This window comes from Hymenobacter sp. M1-2, assembly GCF_057808495.1.
This window is the reverse complement of record NZ_JBTYZO010000024.1, coordinates 10,864-28,129: the sequence shown is the minus strand read 5'-3', so window position 1 is coordinate 28,129 and position 17,266 is coordinate 10,864. Positions and strand designations below refer to the sequence as shown.

Genomic DNA, 17,266 nt, shown 5'->3' with positions numbered 1-17,266 from the left:
CATAAGAATGTAGACTAGTTTCCAGTAAGCAGAGTCGCACAGACTATACAAGGGCTTCCTTGTGGATAACTCCTTAACACAAAGCGGCCGAACTTTCCAGTTCAGCCGCTTTGTGTTATAAGCATGCAAGTGCTATTTCATCGAAAGCTTCTGCATGGGGTTGGCCGAGCCATCGGCTACTGCCTGCAAGGCTTTGCGTATTTCCATATCCTGCTCCCGCAGCACGGCATAGTACGGAACCTTGCCGTAGGCACTGCGCGCGATGTAGGCTTTCAATTGGTTGCGAAGCAGGTTGGCGCAACGACGCAGGTTGACGGGGTTGGCCGGCATTCCGTCGCGGGCCGCGACTTGGGCAAGCTCCTGGAGCTGCGCATCCGTGATGCGGAAGGTGCTCAGAAACTGCTCTGGGCGCTGGGCTTCCAGTTCGGCTTTGTGCGTCTGGAAGTAGTTGAGGGCAAATTCACGCACCAAGTTGTGGCTCTGCAATCGGGTGTAATAGGCCGAGAAAGCCGACGTATCGCGTGGCACAAACACGTCGGGCATGATGCCGCCGCCGCCGTACACGGTGCGGCCGTGCATAGTTTGGTAGCGTAGCGAATCCGCAAAATGGATGCTATCGGCGTGGAACAACTCGCCGTGACGCAGGCGGTTTTGCAAATCCTGCTCGTAAGCCACCAGTCCGCGGCTGTACGATTTCTGAATGCTGCGGCCCGAGGGCGTGTAGTAGCGCGCGATGGTGAGGCGCAGTTCCGAACCGTCGTTGAGGGCAATGGGCTGCTGCACCAAGCCTTTGCCGAACGTCCGGCGGCCAACTACCAGCGCCCGGTCGTGGTCTTGCAGCGCGCCGGCTACCACTTCGGCGGCCGAGGCGGAGCCTTCATCGACCAACACCACCAGTGGGCCATCCTCGAATTCGCCGGCTATGCGCGCAAACGTTTGGGTGTCGTATTGGTCGCCTTTGCCGTCGGTGTACACGATTTTGCGGGTGCCGCTGATAAACTCGTCGGCCAGCTTGGTGGCGCGGTCGAGGTAGCCGCCGGGGTTGCCGCGCAAATCCAGCACGAGGCTGGTCATGCCCTGCCGGCGTAGGTCGCCGAGGGCCAGCTTAAACTCGTCGTAAGTGCCAGTAGCGAAGCGGCTGACCTTGATATAGCCAGTTTGACCGTCGAGCAGGTAGGCCACATCCACCGAATTGTTGGGGATGCGGTTGCGGATCACCATTACGTTCATAGGCTTGGCTACGGTGCGGCGCAGCAGCTTCAGTAGCACCTTGGAGCCGCGCGGTCCGCGCAGCTTGCCAAACATCTGGTCCGTGGTCATGTGTACACCGGAAACCCGCTCATTATTCACGGCCAGAATACGGTCGCCGGTCTGCAAACCCGACATTTCCGCGGGGCCACCGCTGAGCGGGGCTACCACCGTCACGGTGTCGTGGAAGATGTTGAACTCCACGCCTACTCCGTCGAAATCACTTTGCAAAAAAGAAGATGCCTGTTGCTGCTGCTTGGCCGGAATGAACACCGAATGCGGATCGAGCCGCTCCAACATGCGCGCAATGGCATAGTCCGACAGCGACTCAGCATCCACGGAGTCCACGTAGTCGCGGTCTACATAGCTCAGAATTTCCTTGAACTTTAAGTAGCCGCGGGCAGTCCCATCGGGGTTTTGCGCGGAAGGCTTAAATGGATTAGCGCCAATGAGCACGCCGCACGCCAGCACCACGGCCAGCAGCAAAGGTTGCCGTACCCGGCGCCGTGTATGTTGCGGCGCCGCTTCCGAAGAATGCACCGGCGGAGGCGTAGAATCTACTGCCATAAACTGCTAAGGGAGTAATGGTTCAGTCTATAAATGCAAAGATTGAGAAGGTGCTAGGACTTCAAAGCTATTGAAACTTTTCGAAGAAGATTGCTGAGCACATTGTAGCATACGGATTATGCGATAAAAATGCAGGCTTCTCTGACTTAAAATCAATAATTCGTCTGTTTCCAAGTTTTCTGTTCTCCGGTTCACCGCTAGTGAACAGGAACGGCGTAAAGGTAGCTTTATGATTTTATGAAGATTAAGCTTCCTAGCTGAAGCAGGCTACTTACTCGCTGAGTTATATCGTTTTGCAGTTGGAGGGGGCTTGGGCCTTCCGCGGTTCGGGTGGCCTGCCGTATCTTTGGGGCGGCGGTCAGAGTGGCTGCTGAGTCGCTTACTTTTTTCACTTGCTCCCGTGATGGGCCGTATTCTCGCCATCGACTATGGCCACAAGCGCGTGGGGCTGGCCGTCACGGACCCGCTCCAGCTCATTGCCACGCCCCTCGACACGGTGCATAGTAAAGACCTGCTGGCCTTCGTGAAAGGTTATCACCAACGCGAGCCGCTGGCGGCGCTGGTGGTGGGCATGCCTCGCACCTTGCTGGGCGAAGCCACCGACAGCACCAGCGCAGTGGTGGGCCTGATCCGCAACCTGCGCAAGGAATTTCCGTCGGTACCGGTGCACGAAATAGACGAGCGGTACACCTCGCGCATGGCGCAGGCGGCCATGCTGGCCGGCGGGCTGAGCAAGAAAGACCGCCGCGACAAAGCCACCGTAGACAAAGTGTCGGCCACCCTTATTTTGCAATCTTTCCTCGAATCCCGATGATTTACCCCATAGTTGCTTTCGGCGACCCAGTGCTGAAGGCCCGTACCAAAGACATTCCGGCCGACTTTCCGGCTCCTGAGTTGCAGCAAATCGTGCAGGACATGTTCGACACCATGTATCACGCGCACGGGGTAGGGCTGGCCGCGCCGCAGGTGGGCAAAAGCATCCGCCTGTTCGTCATCGACTCCGAGCCGATGATTGATACCGAAGACGAGGAAACCGGCGAGTCACTGCCCGATGCCGAAAAACCCGTGAAGCGAGCCTTCATCAACCCCCACGTGGTGAGCGAAACCGGCGAGGAATGGGGCTTTGAGGAAGGCTGCCTGAGCATTCCTGGCGTGCGCGAAATGGTGTACCGCCCCGAAACCATCGTGCTGCGCTACGAAGACGAAAACCGCCAGCTCCACGAGGAAACCTTTTCCGGCATGACGGCCCGCGTGATTCAGCACGAGTACGACCATCTGGAAGGCGTGCTGTTCACGGACAAGATTTCGGGCTTTAAAAAGCAGCTCATCAAGGGCAAGCTCACCCGCATTAGCAAGGGCGACGTGAGTGCCGACTACCGGATGCGTTTCGCGGGTCAGGGCCGGCGGTAAGGAGGTAGTTGGTAGGAACTAGGAGTATCAGGACAGGAAGTTGCTGTAGGGTAGCATTCATCCTTTCAACTACTTGCTTAACCCTCAACGATATAAATGGTGTCACATCTAAGCAGGTGTGGCACTTTTTTTCGCATATTGCTCTGCTTATTCATTGGTTGCTATAGTCGGATATTGTCCGATTAGCTGCTTTGCCCCCGCCTCATGAGAAAACTGTTACTCGGATTGTTATTGCTGGTTTTATTGCTGCTGCCGCAACAACCGCAGGCTTGGGGCTTTTTTGGGCACCGGCTCATCAACCGACTGGCCGTGTTTACGTTGCCGCCCGAAATGATGGGCTTCTACAAGACCAACATCGACTACCTCACCGAAAACGCCACCCGGCCCGACTCGCGCCGCACGGTGGTGCCCGGCGAAGCCCCGCGCCACTTCCTGGACGTGGACGTGTACGGCGACTCGGCCCTAACCAAGCTGCCCCGCTCCTACGCCGATGCCGTGGCCAAATTCGGGGAAGACTCACTCCTGAAGCACGGCATTGTGCCCTGGCACGTGGTAGCCATGAAAGGGCAGCTCACCGAAGCCTTCCGCCGCCGCGACGCCGACCGAATTCTGGGCCTTTCCGCGGACATCGGGCACTACATTGCAGATGCCTGCGTGCCGCTGCACACCACCCACAACTACAACGGTCAACTCACCGGGCAGCGCGGCATTCACGGTTTGTGGGAGTCTCGGTTGCCGGAAATTCTGGCCGCCAATTACGACTTCTTCACTGGCCCGGCGCCCTACATCAAGCGGCCTTCGGAAACCATCTGGGCCACGGTAGCCCGCTCCCACGCCGCCGTAGATTCGGTCTTGAACTTCGAGCGGGAACTGACGGCCAAATTCGCGGATGACAAAAAGTACGGCTTCGAGGAGCGCGGCAACCTGACGGTGCGGGTGTACTCGCGGGAGTTTAGCCACGAATACCACCAGCGGTTGAATGGGCAGGTGGAGCGGCAGATGCGGCGGGCAGTACAGCTCATTGGGGCGTTTTGGTACACCTGCTGGGTTGATGCCGGTCAGCCCGACCTCGACGCGCTACCGAAACAGCCTTCGGAGAAAGAAAAGCTGCGGCTGGCTCGCGAAGCGAAGGAGCTACAGGAAGCCAAGCCGCAAGCCGCCGTGGCTGGCCATGAAGATTAAGTGGTGCTGAGACATGGGACTTTGGGACATAAGAGGTGAGACAGGCACAAGTTTTTAGCATCTTAAAGGCGCCAGCTTGGGCCAAGCACTTAGCCACTGCGGCTTATTGGCTTCCGATTTTCGTTGGCGCCTTGGCTCATGCGGGCAACATGGCATGGCGGCAACGCGACAGCCAACGCCCGTATGTTTGCAAGGCCTCTTCTGCTAACCGGCTAGCTAATGAAAAGCGTCTATACCGTTCTGCTGCTTACCATCTCCAATTTCTTCATGACGTTTGCCTGGTATGGGCATCTACAGTTCAAAAAAATCAGCTGGCTGCACGGTTTGGGGCTAGTGGGTGTGATTTTGGTGAGCTGGGGACTGGCTTTCTTCGAGTATGTATTTCAAGTTCCGGCTAACCGCATCGGATTCGTGGAAAATGGCGGGCCGTTCAGCCTATTTCAGCTCAAAGTCATTCAGGAAGTGGTTTCGCTCACGGTGTTTACGCTTTGCACCGTGTACGTTTTCAAGACCGACAAATTGGCCTGGAATCATGTAGTGGGCTTTGGGCTGCTGGTGGCGGCCGTGTATTTTATCTTCAAAAAATGGTGAGCTATATAGCATTGCGGCTTGGGGATTGTGCCAGGAATAACTACTTTTCAGACCTTTAATCACTCTTCCCTTTCTCTTTTCTTACATGGAACAACCTTACAATTTCCCCGGTGGTGTACCGCCAGTGGGAGGTCCACCCCCCAAAAACTGGCTCGTTGAGTCTATTCTGGTAACCATTTTTTGCTGCTTGCCCTTCGGCATCGTGGCTATCATTAATGCCGCCAACGTTAATTCCCGGCTCGCAGTGGGCGATTACGCGGGCGCACAGGAGGCCTCGCAGAAAGCCGGAACCTGGGTGAAATACTCCCTTATTGGGTGGGCCGTGGTTACCGTCCTCTACGTTGCGCTCATGTTCCTCGGGGTGCTAGGCGGCATCATGAATTCAAACTCGTAGTAGCTGGCTTTTACCCGCGCTATGTTCACGAAAAGGGCGGCTGGTGCCACTGCCATAGGCTTGTTGGCTGGGCTGGCGCTGGCCGCCCTTTATTTTCGCCTCGACCCGGCGCGCTATCCGTTTCCACGCTGCCCATTGAATTGGCTGACCGGATTGCACTGTCCTGGCTGTGGCACCCAACGGGCCCTGCACGCGTTGCTGCACGGGCACATTCGGGAGGCCATTAGCTTCAACCTACTGGCGGCGCTGTACGCGCCGGTATTGGTGTTCGGCATCGTAGAAGAAGCGCGGGGCCAACTTACTAGCAGGACTCGGCGCCTGACCTTTTTATACCGGCCGTGGTTTGGCTGGGGCACGTTGGGTTTGGCGCTGGTATTTGCCGTGCTGCGGAATCTGCCCGGCCCAGTCGGCGCGTGGCTGGCACCGTAGTTCTGCCACGTTTCTTAGTCACTGAAAGCTTCACCGTGCCCGCTGTGGGGCTTTTTGTTGGCAATAGTTGTCGTGCGTTGCTTGCTACCCTAAGTTGCGAAGTACAGTTGGGAGTTAGGTAGAAGGCAAGAGGGTATTCCGTATGTCTTCTACCTGGCGAAGCACAGTGATGAAAACGGAGAGAAGCTAGTGCGAGAATGAACCTGCGAGCCGCGCGCCGTAACGTGAGTTGGCTACATCTTTTCTCATGCGATAGTCAAGCGAAACACGCGTAGGGCAGCCCGATAGCACTGTTCCGCTTACTTCTCAGCAACAGTCTTATAATTACCTATATTGAGTGTCAGGCAACTCTGGCTTTGCCGCTGCGTAGGAAACGCGCCCCACCCTTGGGCTTATCTTCTTGGCTTATGCGCACCATTTCCCGTTTTCTACCATTTCTTCTGCTCGGTTTGCTGCTAAGCAGCCACGTGGGGCAGGCTCAAAAAGTAGGGTTGGTGTTGTCGGGCGGGGGAGCCAAAGGGCTGGCGCACGTGGGGGTGCTGAAGGTGCTCGAAAAGAACCGAATCCCCATTGATTACATCGTGGGCACGAGCATGGGCGCCATCGTGGGTGGCATGTACGCAGCGGGCTACTCGCCCCAAGAGATTGAGGATATCGTGCTCCGGCCCGAATTTCAGGACTGGGTGGCCAACCGCCCGCTCGAAGGCAAGGTCTACAACTTCTACGATTCCGATACCTCGCCGGGCGCCTTGCACCTGGGTTTGTCTATCGACTCGGCCTTTCGCACCCGCGTTACGCCGCGCCTCATCAACGACGCCACGCTTAACTATGTATTGGCCACCATGTTGGCTCCCGCTGGCGCCACCGCCAACTACAACTTCGACAACCTGTTCGTACCCTACCGTGCGGTGGCCTCCGAGGTGTTTACGCGGCAGAAAGTAGTGCAACGCAATGGCTCCCTCTCCGATGCCGTGCGTAACTCTATGGCTTTCCCGCTGGCGTTCCGGCCCATTCGCCAGCCCGATGGCCGCTACCTGTTTGATGGGGCCGTGGTGGATAATTTCCCGACCGGCGTGATGCGGGAGGAGTTCAAGCCCGACGTCATTATTGGCGTGAACGTAGGCGACGTGGCCTTCCGCCGCTACCCCAAGGAAAAAGATGACCAACTGCTGACCAGCACTCTGGTATTTCTGGGTTCTAATGCGGCCGACACGCTATCGGTGGGGCCCAACGGCATCTTCATTCAGCCCAACGTAGCCGACTATACGGCGGCCGATTTTGGGGCCGTGCGGCGGCTGGTGGCCATCGGCGAAAAAGCCACGCAGAGCAAGCTCGATGAAACGCTGAAGCGCGTGACCCGGCGCGTGGATACAGTAGCCTTGCAGCAGCGGCGACGGGCGTTCCAGGAGCGCGCTCCCCGCCCCGACTTCACCCGCGTAACCATACAGGGCCTGCCAGCCGAGCAGCAAAGCTTTGTGCGCAGCTTCTTTCTGCGCAGCGGCTCTAAATACTCGCCCAGCGACATCGAAGAAGGCTACTTCCGGCTGGTGAGCAACGACTTCTTCACCAACGTGTACCCGCGCGTACGGTACGATGCCGAGCAGAAAGGCTACCAATTCAACATCGATGCGCGGCAGGCCAACAATCTCACCGCCGACCTGGGCGTGCTGCTTTCGTCGCGGTCCATGAGCAACATTTACATTGGCGGGGCCTACCGCTACCTCAACCGCTACCTCTACACGGTGGAGGCTAATGCCACCGTGGGCCGCTTCTACAACGCCGTGCAGGGTTCTTTTCGGATCAGCATTCCCGGTAATGTGCCGCTCTTCTTCAAGCCCATTGTCACCTACAACAGTCTCAACTACCAGGACACGGGCGGCTTGCTCGGCGAAAATGCGGCTCGTACGCAACTGGTGCAGCGCGACCTGAAAACGGGCTTGCAAATTGGTATCAGCCCTAACTACCGCAGCCGCTACATCCTCGATGCAGGCTTGTTCACGAATCGGGACCGATTTGCTAATACCAGCGAAGTGAATTCCGATGACGAACTAGACCTGAACCGCTTTCAGGGCGCCACCGCAGCCATTCGCTTCGAACGTAACTCTCTGGACCGCAATCAGTACGCCACCAAAGGCCGGCGGGCCGAAGTTGGGCTGCGCGCCGTGGTAGGACAGGAAAAATACGAAGCCGGCACGACGGCCGCCGGCCTACCCGACCAAGACGACGACCACCGCTGGCTGAAAGCTTCGCTGCAACTAGAGCAATACTTTTCGCTGAGCAAAGCTGACTCAGTGGGTGCCCGCGTCAACGCCTGGGGCTATATGGTAGATGCCGCGGCCAGCACGCAGGGTCGTTTTGCTACTTACCGTTCATCGCTCACCACGTCGCCAGCCTTCCTGCCTCTCCCCGATTCGCGCACGCTCTTCCTCGACAATTACCGGGGCACATCGTACGCCGGGGCGGGGTTGCGCTACGTGCGGGGGCTGTTTCGGAACATAGAGTGGCGTACCGAGGCTTTCGTGCACGTATTGGTGCGCCCCTGGGAGCCGCGTCCCGACAACCCGGTGCTACCCCAACGCGGCTCCAACGTGAGTCGCCCCTACCTCACGGCCATGACCGGCGTAGTCTACGAAACTCCCGTAGGGCCTCTGTCCGTGCAAGCCATCCACTATGACGACCCCGACCACCGCTTCGGCATTTTCGCCCACATCGGCTACGTGCTCTTCCGGGATAGGTCGTTGGAGTAAAGTGGCTTCGGGCTGTTTCACCGAAAAGCTCCTCAATTGAACAAAATGTTCAGTTGAGGAGCTTTTTTAATGCTTAAGGGATGGGAAACGCGGCATTTGCCTGCTCACGTACTTAAGTAGTTGGGCAGAAGTAGGCGCGCCCAATGTTACGTGTCAGACTCGGGCTAACCCATAACTGTCTCATTTCTAAGTTCTCACCTCTCAATTCTAATCACTCCTAAGCTCTCTCCTCAGCACTCCAATACCACCTTGCCCGTGGTGCGGCGGTCTTCGATGGCGGCGTGGGCGGCGGCAGCTTCAGCCAGCGGGAAGCTTTGATCGGCAACAACTACGAGTTTGCCTTCGCGCACATACTCAAACATCCCTTGCAGCGCTTGCTGAATTCGCTCCGGCGCAATACCGTAGAGCGCGAAACCAATGAAAGACTGGTTGCGAAAAATCATCTGCATCACCTGCTCATTGTTGATCTGGGTGCCGCTGGTGGAGAGGGCGCCGTAGCTCACCCACCGGCCGAACGGAGCTAGCACCGCTAAACTTTGGTCGCCCACGGCACCGCTCACTGAATCAAGCACGATATCGACGCCTTGCCCGTCCGTAGCTGCCAGTACTTGCTCGGGCCAATTAGACTCGGTGTACTTGATGGCTATATCGGCGCCGAGGCGGCGGGTGAGGTCGAGCTTCTCGGAGGTACTCGCCGTGGCTAGCACTTGGCCGGCGCCCATGAGTTTGGCTAGCTGTACTGCCAGGCTGCCTACCCCGCCGGCAGCGGCGTGCACCAACACGCGCTGCCCGGCCTGCAAAGGTGCGGCCTGCTGGAGCAGGAAATAAGCGGTGAGCCCCTGCACCAGCAAGGCCACTGCTTGCGCAAAAGAAAGGTGCTCGGGCAGTGGAATCAGCGCGGCCGCTTCCGCTACCAGATACTCGGCATACCCGCCCGGCGCCGCGAGAAACACCGCCACCCGGTCGCCGACCTGGGCCGTGGTGACACCAGAGCCTACTTCAGCTACGGTGCCCGCCACTTCGAAGCCGGGCGTGACGGGTAGCTGCAACGGAATTGGGTAAGTTCCCTTGCGCTGCATGGTGTCAGCGAAGTTGATGCCCGCTACCCGCACTCGTACCAGCACTTGACCGGGGCCAGGAGTGGGCGTTGCTACTTCTTGGACGGCCAATACTTCGGGGCCGCCGACTTGGTTTATGACAATGGCTTTCATGAAAAACAGGGAAATTCCTTGCGCTAGCAAGGGTTTGTGAATAAGTTCACGGCAATCTTAATTGGAACCCTCACCCTTATCAAGTACATACTAGAATGTCGGGTACGTACTTTTATGTAGGCTATGGCCTGGCAGTAAGTATAGCCCGAAAGAAATTTCCTGAATCCATGAAAAAAGTTGTTGTCTTGTGTCCCGTGCGTGCTTCCATCCAAGCTATTGGAGGTAAATGGAAGCTGTGCCTGCTGTACTACCTCACCACCGGCCCCAAGCGTTACGGCGAGTTGAAGCGCGGCGTAGAAGGCATCACCGAGAAGATGCTGACCCAGCAGTTGCGCGAGTTGGAAGAAGATGGCATCGTGTTGCGCACCATGTACCCGCAGGTACCGCCCAAAGTGGAATACTCCCTCACGGAGCTGGGCTCGCGCTTAGCCGGCGTATTCGCGCCGCTGGAAGTCTGGGGCAAGGATTTTATAGGTCAACTTTCGCCCGAACGAGTGGACCAACCGGATACAACAACGCAGGAGCAGGTAGCATAACGGCGTTACGCTACCTGCTCCTGCGCTGCAATTGCCTCAGTTATTCCTCTATTTGGTAGCCGATGGGCTTAAAAGCATAGTTGTTGGACATTTCGGCCGAACAAGCTGTTAGGCCCACCACCAAATCCATGCGGGCCTCCAGCACTACATAGTCGCCGGCGCGGCTTTTGGGCGGCAGCACGGCTACCTTGCCCGTGTCCGAATCCACGGTTACGTGCATGAACAAATTGAACGTAATGGGAATGTCATCGGGACCGATACCATATTCTGCGAGAGCCGCGCACAGGTTACCGAAGCAGCCCCGGTGCGGGTGGGTGTGCCCATAAATGATGCGGAAAGTGTCGGCGCTACAGGGTGTGAGCAGGAAGTCGTGGCGGCCGACGGTGTCTTCCACCACGTCGAGCATGATGTTACTGCGGTTGGAATAAAGCGGGTGGCCCTTGGTGAGGAAGATGGTTTCGGCGTAGTCGATGGTGCGGCCCGAGGAGAGATACTCGGCTTTGTCGTGCAGATTATAGCACAAGAAATCCGCCACTTGCTCGCCTTCCAGGTCTACCACCTTCAGTCGCTGGCCTTTACGCAAAAGAAATGAGGTGCCGCTACGCGGCGGAATTGTGGTTAACTGCTGCATGTTGGCTTAAAAACGGACATTTCCAGGCTTCATCGTAGGCTCGGCCGGTGTATTGGTACACCTCGGAGGCTTCGCCATAGTCTTGGAGCATGGGATTGATGGACCCGGAATAGGCCATGTCCCGTTTGCGGATGGTGTTGCGCAAGGAGTCGTAGCGGCTGGCTTCCCGGATCTGCTCGAACTGCGCGTGCGCGTTGAATACCAGCGTGGGATGCTGAAACTGCCGGGCCAGCCGGCTGCTACCGGGGTGCAGGCCAATAACGAAGAAAGCTTCCTCTTTCAGGCTAAAGCTGAAATCGGGCGAGCTGGGGTCCGCGACAACGCGCGGGTCGTAGCCGTAACGGCGGGCATCTAGGTTGGAGACAGCCTGAAGGCGCTGCCAGAAAAACTCCTCGAACTGTGCTTCAGTGGGGTCCTCGGGCCCTTTAAAAATGATGGCCGCGCTGTGGTACAGTTTATCGGAGTTCCGATACGTGTCTACAAAATCGTAAAGGAACTCCAGAATCGCTTGGTCGTCTTTAGGGCACGCCATATGATCGACGACCAAACAATGCAGCTGGTTCCAGGTAAGAGCAGTCTTGGCGGCTACGCAAGGAAAATCTTTATTTTGGATAAAATCAAAATATTTTTCCTTTATTATATTTGCTTGATCATCAGACATGAGAGGAGATTAGGTTCAACATCAGGATCGGAATAATCCGATTCCATTTGTTTAGCTTAACGAGTAATACACCGTTAAGGTTAACCTAACCTCTCCTCTACTTTCGGCTTTTCAAGTAGCCGTTCTGCTGCTGAACTTGGCGCGGCTATTCTATTCTTTCGCTATGGGGTTATAGTTCAGATAACAGGGTCTTCTTCTCGTTGTTCGGCTTGCTGGCACAATGGACGCGGTTTTATTCAGCTTAGCTAGCGAGTAGCGTTGAGCTTTTTGCTCACTGCCCACGTTGCGCAATCAATGGTTCAAGTACGAGCAATACGCCATTGGATCTCCGACAAGCTCCACGCTAAAAACGCACCTAGCTCGGCACTTGTTCTCACCGAAAATTTCAAAATGACAAGGTTTTACACGCTTATTGTTGTGCTAAAATCATGGCTGATGAGGCTGGAATCTCAACGGTGAGCAAATCACCAGCTCCTTCTAGAGTGCGCAGGCCTTGCTGGTTGATTTGGGCCCCGGCCAACACTACGGAGTAGTGCCCACCGGGAATGGTGAGGCGAGTTGCTTGCCGGTTACCGTTGAAGAGCACGATGATGTTGCGCCAGGCGTCGCCACCGGCATGGTCGCGGAGGCGGTAGCCGATGGTAGTAGCGGGCAGGCCCGGCAGAAATTCCAGGTGCTGCTGGACCAGTGCCTGCGTGGACAGGCGAAACGCGGGGTGCGCCCGGCGCAGGGCAATGAGTTGGTGGTAGAACTCATTGATGCGCTGGTACTGCGCCTTACGAGCCCAGTCGAGTTGGTTTATGCTGTCGGGCAGGTTGTAGGAATTGTGCGAGCCGCCTTTAGTGCGCAAAAACTCGTCGCCGACCGGTAGAAACGGCACGCCCTGCGACGTAAACACGATGGTGTTGCTGAGCAAATCCATGCGCTGCAATTCTTCTTCCGATGCGCCGGGGTTGGCCACCATCAGCTTGTCCCAGAGCACCCGGTCGTCGTGGCAGGCCACGTAGTTGATAGCCTGGGCGGGCGAACTGGCCCAGGGCGCCTTCGAGTAGTTGACTTTGGCGTACTCGACCTGGCTGTGCTGCGTGGCTCCCACAATACCAAACTTGACGCTTTCTTCCAGCCCCGGCTGCCCACTAGCAAAGCCCGGCTCGGTCTGGTGAGCGAAGTGGCCCTTCACGCCGTCGCGCAGCTCGTCGCCGAAGGCTGCTACGCGGTCCAGCTTGCCCACGTTGGCTTTCACGGCCCGCTCGGCCACGGGCAACGGGCTTTCCTTGGCCGTCCAGCCCTCCCCATACACGAAAATAGACGGGTCGATTTCATCCAAAGCTACGCGCACGGCCCGCATGGTGCGCAGATCGAGCACGCCCATTAAATCGAACCGGAACCCATCGACGTGGTATTCCCGGGCCCAGTACGCCACCGACTCCACAATGAGCTTGCGCACCATCGTTCGTTCCGAAGCCACTTCGTTGCCACAGGCCGCCGCATCAGAGTAGGAGCCGTCGGGGTTGTGGCGGTAGTAGTAGCCGGGCACCAATTGCTCGAACGAGCTGCGGGCGGCGTTGGCGGTGTGGTTGTACACCACGTCGAGCACCAGCCGCAAGTCGTTGGCGTGCAGCGTACGCACCAGCTCCTTCAGTTCCCGAATACGACTGGCCGGGTCAGCAGGGTCGGTGGCGTAGGAGCCTTCCGGCACGGAGTAGTGCAGCGGGTCGTAGCCCCAGTTGTAACGGTTTTGAGCCAGCCGGCTCTCGTCCAGGGAGGCAAAATCGTTGGTGGGTAATAGATGCACATGAGTCAGTCCTAGCTCCTTGAGATGATCGAGGCCCGTACGGACGCCACCAGGGCCACGCGTACCCGTTTCGGCCACGCCCAGGAACTTGCCTTTGTGCACTATCCCCGACTGCGGGTGCATGGTCAGGTCGCGCACGTGCATTTCCCCAATCACAATGTCGGTGGCCTGTTTGAGCGAAGGTCGCCGATCATCGGACCACCGGTCGGGGCTGGCAGTAGCCGGGTCGAGCAAGGCGCCGCGCTCCCCGTTGATACCTACAGCATGCGCGTAAGGATCGGGCACTTCGGCCATGCGCTGCCCTTTAATAGTGGCTTGCACCACGTAGAAGCGGCCGGTTGGCTGCGCGGGCAACGTATACACCCACGTTCCTCCCGCTGACTTTTCCATGGCATATTCAGCTACCGGCGCTCCACTAGTGCCCTGCTCGTACAGCTTGAGCTGTAGTGCCTCCGCCGTGGGTGCCCACACCCGCAACTTGGCCCGTCCTTGCGCGAAGGTGAGGCCGAGGTCGGGGCCGGCGTAGGTGGGGTAGCGTTCAAAGCTTTCGGGCAGGCGGGTAGTGCGGCAGGTAGTGAGGGTAGCCAGCAGCACCAATAGGTTCAGGAGCAGTAGGTATTTCATGGGGGCAGGGGATGACCAGCAAGTTCGGCGGTGGCTGGCGACAAATCTATGCGCGCAGTACTTCCTGGAAGCTATAATATCACGGCTGCTGATGGTATACCGTCCCGAAATGAAATATAAGCTGCAAACAGCATAGACAAAAAAGGCCCTGCCTTTGTTGGCAGGGCCTTTTATACGGCAGCATGAAGGCTGCGCAAAGAAGGTTATTTCGTTAGCACCAATTGACGGATAGTGTACTCCGAACCCGAATTCACGCGCAGTACATACATACCATTAGACAGGCCCGAGAAGTCGAGCTTGTTCTGGGCATTGTCGCGCACGGTAGCCGTGTGTACCACTTGGCCGAGCGCGTTGATGACTTGCACCTGCATAGCGGCCTTCGCCTTGGCGTCGCGAATATCAAGCGTTACTTGGCCGTTAGTGGGGTTGGGGAACAGGCTAATGGCACGATTCAGCGCAGCCGATGTACCAAGCACTGTAGAGGTTTCAGCCTCCACTACGAAAATACCCAAGTTATCGGAAGCAGCATCAGCGAGCGTGCCTCCCGTGGTGGGCGAGAAAGGAGCAATGGTAAAGAAGGTTCCAGGACGCGTGGGATCTTCAGGTAGAGTGCCCATGGGGAAGTACCGGGCACCCCCAGCTGGAGCGGCCGTCTGTACCAAACCGATATAAAAATTACCCGCAGCAAGCACCAGAGGAGTGGTTAGCGGGAAGGTTTTGCGCTGTTCAACATCGGCGGCCGTAACTACATAATCGGCTGTACGGGCTATAACGGAGCCAGTAGAGCTTACAACAACGCCGTAGACTGTGCGGCCTACCGTGTTAGCATCGGACAGAGCAGCCGTAATACCCGTAAGCGTGCGGGCCACTGGTGTGTTGTAGCGGGCCACGAAGGCACCCGTAGTTGTAGCTACAAAGCCTACACTCAGATCAGGATCAAGAGCGCTGTTATTAGCGTAGCTGAACGTATTGGCCGTTACAATCTGCGTGTAGGCTTTGGAGTTATTAGTAGCTCCACCATCAGCTGGGACGGTTACCGTCAGCGTGTTGGTGCCCGTAGCAGCAGGCGTAAAGGCGGCGAAAGACACCGTAGCGGAGGCACCGGCAGCCAGTGTAGGTACTATCTTGGCGTCAGTGAAGGTTGTTGCGCCAGTAACGGCCAGCGTAACAGGCAGATTGGTCAGGGCGGCCCCACCATCATTCCGCACCAATACTTGTACTACTTGTGAGATGCCACTTGGAGCTTTACCCAGGGCATAGATAGTTTGTACAGCGGCATCGTTAGCAGGTAGAGGAACAGCACAAATGCCAAACTGACCAGTGGGCGTAGTGCCAAAGCTCCATACACGAACGTAGACAGTGGCACCTGGCGTGAGTCCAATCGCTCGAGCACTAGAGAAATTTCCCTCCCCGTCATCATCGCTACAAGCTACTTCTGTGAGCGAGCCACAAGCGCCTGTATAAACTGTTAGGCCGGTATCGGTTACTGGCGAGCCAGTTACGGCGCTGGTAGTAACTGTAAACCCACCAGAAGCTGGTACTACAACACTATACCAAACGTCATTACTAACGGGCGTAGTAGCTACAAAGCACCCCCCCGCTGTTGAGCTTGGAGCGGGTACGCCCGTTGAAGCGGTAGCACCAAGATTAGTGGTAGTAGTTGGTGTACAAGTTGCCGACGTAGTTAATACGCTGGCAGCAGCGCATTCATCATTAGCTGGTGGCAATGCTCTGGTGGTAAAAGTGCGCGTAATGGCCGGGGTAGTTCCACCTGCTGAACAAGAAGGCTGTAGCGTAACAGTGTAAGCTGTATTAACAGCGAGGCTGGTTAACGCTACTGGCGAAGCGGTTGGAGCCGGCGTAATAGTGGTTGTCATGGCCGGCGTGGCCGTGGGAAAATACGTCACCGTGTAGCTCGTATTACCAACTCCGGGTGTAAACACTAAGTTAGCCGAATTGGTGGTGATGGTGTTGACAGCTACGCCAGTAGCGGGCGCGCATACGGCTATAGGCGTAGTGCTGGCACAAATAGTGAAAGGACCCGTTGTATCTGCTGAGCCATAGCCCGACACAAATACGTAGTATGTAGCACTAGGTGTAAGGCTTGTTAGGTTCAAGGGTAGCGCTACCGTGTTGTTGGCTCCACCAGAGGAACAGGCTCTTTCTGTGAATGGCCCTGCCGCCCCGCCCGTCGTAGAGAACACGCGAATGTAACCAGCTGGATTACCGGTTACTTGTATAGTGACTGCAGTGCTTCCCGCGCCGCTGGCAGCCGTCGTGAAGGTGTACCATACATCTTTTGGAGTTGCAGCGATACCACAAGCAGCGTTCGGATTCGTACCATTGGTGTAGCCGGCTGGCGTAGTGGTAGTAGCGCCAACGTTGGTTCCGTTAACAGGTGTGCAGGTGGGTGCAAGTGTAAGCGCAATGGCTCCAGCAGGATTATCGTTAACTGGAGGTGGGGGTAGTGCTATTGCGCAGATACCAAACTGGCCTGTTGGAGTAGCACTGTCGCCGTAGCCCGACACGCGAGCGTAGACAGTGCTACCAGCGGGTCGGCCATTGACCGTCACGGTAGAAAAGGAATTCACAAATATGGCAATGTCATCGTTGCAGCCAATAGAGGTGAGGCTACCACAAGTACCAGAGTATAATTCCAGTACAGTGTCATCTAATGCACTCCCCGTTATTTGACTAGTTGTTACTGTTAGGCCGCCGCTAGCTGGTACTACGATGCTATACCAAACATCATTGCTACCGGTTGTACCAGTGCCACCGCACGAAGGAGCAGGCGTACCACTAGCTGTTGCGTTCACATTGGTACCAGTAGTCACGGTACAGGTAGCACCAGGCGTCAGTGCTATAGCTCCTGCGCAGTTATCGTTGGCTGGTGCTTGCGCCCAGGCAGCTGGCGCCAGTAATACGCTTGCGGCCAGCGCGGCCAGCCGGGTCCGCAGTTTACCTGATAAGAAGGTAGTGCGCGTGTAGAAGTTTGTACTCATGCGAGAAGGATGAAAGGGTGAATGATGAGTGGAAAGGAAAGAATGAATCTTTTCGACCTCATAAAGAAGTCAAGGTGAGTTCAATATAGTGGCATTTTGCAGGATAACAATAGCTTAATGTAATTGATTAGTGTCTAGTTGTAGGTGGGTAGTATTGGCAGTAGCTATTTGGCCTGCTTCACTATATCACTTGATGCAACCCCAACTGTAATAAGCAACTTCCGTTTTTCTGGCTACA

General features: G+C 56.6%; 14 protein-coding genes. 8 read left to right on the top strand and 6 right to left on the bottom strand.

The annotated features are described in order from the left end of the window. Positions 1 to 132: 132 nt before the first annotated feature. Positions 133 to 1,815 (bottom strand): S41 family peptidase, encoded by a 1,683-nt coding sequence (locus ACYSMN_RS20350; RefSeq protein WP_488925752.1) that lies wholly within the window; start codon positions 1,813 to 1,815, stop codon positions 133 to 135. Positions 1,816 to 2,218: 403 nt separating this feature from the next. Here ACYSMN_RS20350 and ruvX point away from each other — a divergent pair, with 403 nt between their 5' ends. The 7 genes from ruvX to ACYSMN_RS20315 all read left to right on the top strand — a co-directional run bounded on the left by ruvX (position 2,219) and on the right by ACYSMN_RS20315 (position 8,568). Further along, positions 2,219 to 2,629 (top strand): Holliday junction resolvase RuvX, encoded by a 411-nt coding sequence (gene ruvX / locus ACYSMN_RS20345; RefSeq protein ID WP_488925751.1) that lies wholly within the window; start codon positions 2,219 to 2,221, stop codon positions 2,627 to 2,629. Continuing rightward, on the top strand, positions 2,626 to 3,225 hold the full coding sequence (def, locus tag ACYSMN_RS20340) for a peptide deformylase (protein WP_488925750.1): 600 nt from the start codon (positions 2,626 to 2,628) through the stop codon (positions 3,223 to 3,225). Before ruvX ends, def begins: the two co-directional genes overlap by 4 nt. A gap of 204 nt (positions 3,226 to 3,429) precedes the next feature. Beyond that, a complete protein-coding gene (locus ACYSMN_RS20335) occupies positions 3,430 to 4,407 on the top strand; it encodes a zinc dependent phospholipase C family protein (protein ID WP_488925749.1) in 978 nt (325 codons plus the stop codon). Positions 4,408 to 4,626: 219 nt separating this feature from the next. Further along, on the top strand, positions 4,627 to 4,998 hold the full coding sequence (locus ACYSMN_RS20330) for a DMT family protein (RefSeq protein ID WP_488925748.1): 372 nt from the start codon (positions 4,627 to 4,629) through the stop codon (positions 4,996 to 4,998). An 85-nt stretch (positions 4,999 to 5,083) separates the two neighbouring features. Continuing rightward, positions 5,084 to 5,392 carry a CD225/dispanin family protein gene (locus ACYSMN_RS20325; RefSeq protein WP_488925747.1) on the top strand — a complete coding sequence of 103 codons (309 nt, stop codon included), beginning with the start codon at positions 5,084 to 5,086 and terminating at the stop codon, positions 5,390 to 5,392. Between the two features lie 21 nt (positions 5,393 to 5,413). Further along, the gene (locus ACYSMN_RS20320) at positions 5,414 to 5,821 is read left to right on the top strand and encodes a DUF2752 domain-containing protein (RefSeq protein ID WP_488925746.1); all 408 of its coding nucleotides are present in this window, start codon (positions 5,414 to 5,416) and stop codon (positions 5,819 to 5,821) included. 407 nt (positions 5,822 to 6,228) lie between these two features. Further along, positions 6,229 to 8,568, top strand: coding sequence for a patatin-like phospholipase family protein (locus ACYSMN_RS20315; protein ID WP_488925745.1), 2,340 nt, complete (start codon positions 6,229 to 6,231; stop codon positions 8,566 to 8,568). Between the two features lie 230 nt (positions 8,569 to 8,798). Here the strand turns inward: ACYSMN_RS20315 and ACYSMN_RS20310 are convergent, their stop codons facing one another. Further along, positions 8,799 to 9,779, bottom strand: a complete 981-nt coding sequence (locus ACYSMN_RS20310; RefSeq protein WP_488925744.1) for a quinone oxidoreductase family protein — start codon at positions 9,777 to 9,779, stop codon at positions 8,799 to 8,801. A gap of 167 nt (positions 9,780 to 9,946) precedes the next feature. On the opposite strand from ACYSMN_RS20310, the gene ACYSMN_RS20305 reads away from it, so the two are divergent. Continuing rightward, a complete protein-coding gene (locus ACYSMN_RS20305) occupies positions 9,947 to 10,315 on the top strand; it encodes a winged helix-turn-helix transcriptional regulator (protein WP_488925743.1) in 369 nt (122 codons plus the stop codon). Between the two features lie 40 nt (positions 10,316 to 10,355). On the opposite strand, the gene ACYSMN_RS20300 is transcribed toward ACYSMN_RS20305, so the two are convergent. From ACYSMN_RS20300 to ACYSMN_RS20285, 4 genes are all read right to left on the bottom strand, one after another. Further along, entirely contained in the window at positions 10,356 to 10,946 is a 591-nt protein-coding gene (locus ACYSMN_RS20300) for a DUF1989 domain-containing protein (protein WP_488925742.1), read from the bottom strand. Continuing rightward, entirely contained in the window at positions 10,915 to 11,607 is a 693-nt protein-coding gene (gene gntA, locus ACYSMN_RS20295; protein WP_488925741.1) for a guanitoxin biosynthesis heme-dependent pre-guanitoxin N-hydroxylase GntA, read from the bottom strand. The genes ACYSMN_RS20300 and gntA overlap by 32 nt, the downstream gene beginning before the upstream one ends. Before the next feature lie 409 nt (positions 11,608 to 12,016). After that, entirely contained in the window at positions 12,017 to 14,026 is a 2,010-nt protein-coding gene (gene pulA / locus ACYSMN_RS20290; protein ID WP_488925740.1) for a type I pullulanase, read from the bottom strand. A 203-nt stretch (positions 14,027 to 14,229) separates the two neighbouring features. Beyond that, entirely contained in the window at positions 14,230 to 17,028 is a 2,799-nt protein-coding gene (locus ACYSMN_RS20285) for a T9SS type A sorting domain-containing protein (protein ID WP_488925739.1), read from the bottom strand. Between the last annotated feature and the right edge of the window lie 238 nt (positions 17,029 to 17,266).

Coding starts and splice junctions, on each gene's coding strand:
- ruvX (WP_488925751.1), top strand. CDS start 2,219: ATGGGCCGTATTCTCGCCATCGACTATGGCCACAAGCGCGTGGGGCTG.
- ACYSMN_RS20335 (WP_488925749.1), top strand. CDS start 3,430: ATGAGAAAACTGTTACTCGGATTGTTATTGCTGGTTTTATTGCTGCTG.
- ACYSMN_RS20310 (WP_488925744.1), bottom strand. CDS start 9,779: ATGAAAGCCATTGTCATAAACCAAGTCGGCGGCCCCGAAGTATTGGCC.
- ACYSMN_RS20330 (WP_488925748.1), top strand. CDS start 4,627: ATGAAAAGCGTCTATACCGTTCTGCTGCTTACCATCTCCAATTTCTTC.
- ACYSMN_RS20315 (WP_488925745.1), top strand. CDS start 6,229: ATGCGCACCATTTCCCGTTTTCTACCATTTCTTCTGCTCGGTTTGCTG.
- ACYSMN_RS20325 (WP_488925747.1), top strand. CDS start 5,084: ATGGAACAACCTTACAATTTCCCCGGTGGTGTACCGCCAGTGGGAGGT.
- ACYSMN_RS20300 (WP_488925742.1), bottom strand. CDS start 10,946: ATGCAGCAGTTAACCACAATTCCGCCGCGTAGCGGCACCTCATTTCTT.
- ACYSMN_RS20350 (WP_488925752.1), bottom strand. CDS start 1,815: ATGGCAGTAGATTCTACGCCTCCGCCGGTGCATTCTTCGGAAGCGGCG.
- ACYSMN_RS20305 (WP_488925743.1), top strand. CDS start 9,947: ATGAAAAAAGTTGTTGTCTTGTGTCCCGTGCGTGCTTCCATCCAAGCT.
- pulA (WP_488925740.1), bottom strand. CDS start 14,026: ATGAAATACCTACTGCTCCTGAACCTATTGGTGCTGCTGGCTACCCTC.
- def (WP_488925750.1), top strand. CDS start 2,626: ATGATTTACCCCATAGTTGCTTTCGGCGACCCAGTGCTGAAGGCCCGT.
- ACYSMN_RS20285 (WP_488925739.1), bottom strand. CDS start 17,028: ATGAGTACAAACTTCTACACGCGCACTACCTTCTTATCAGGTAAACTG.
- ACYSMN_RS20320 (WP_488925746.1), top strand. CDS start 5,414: ATGTTCACGAAAAGGGCGGCTGGTGCCACTGCCATAGGCTTGTTGGCT.
- gntA (WP_488925741.1), bottom strand. CDS start 11,607: ATGTCTGATGATCAAGCAAATATAATAAAGGAAAAATATTTTGATTTT.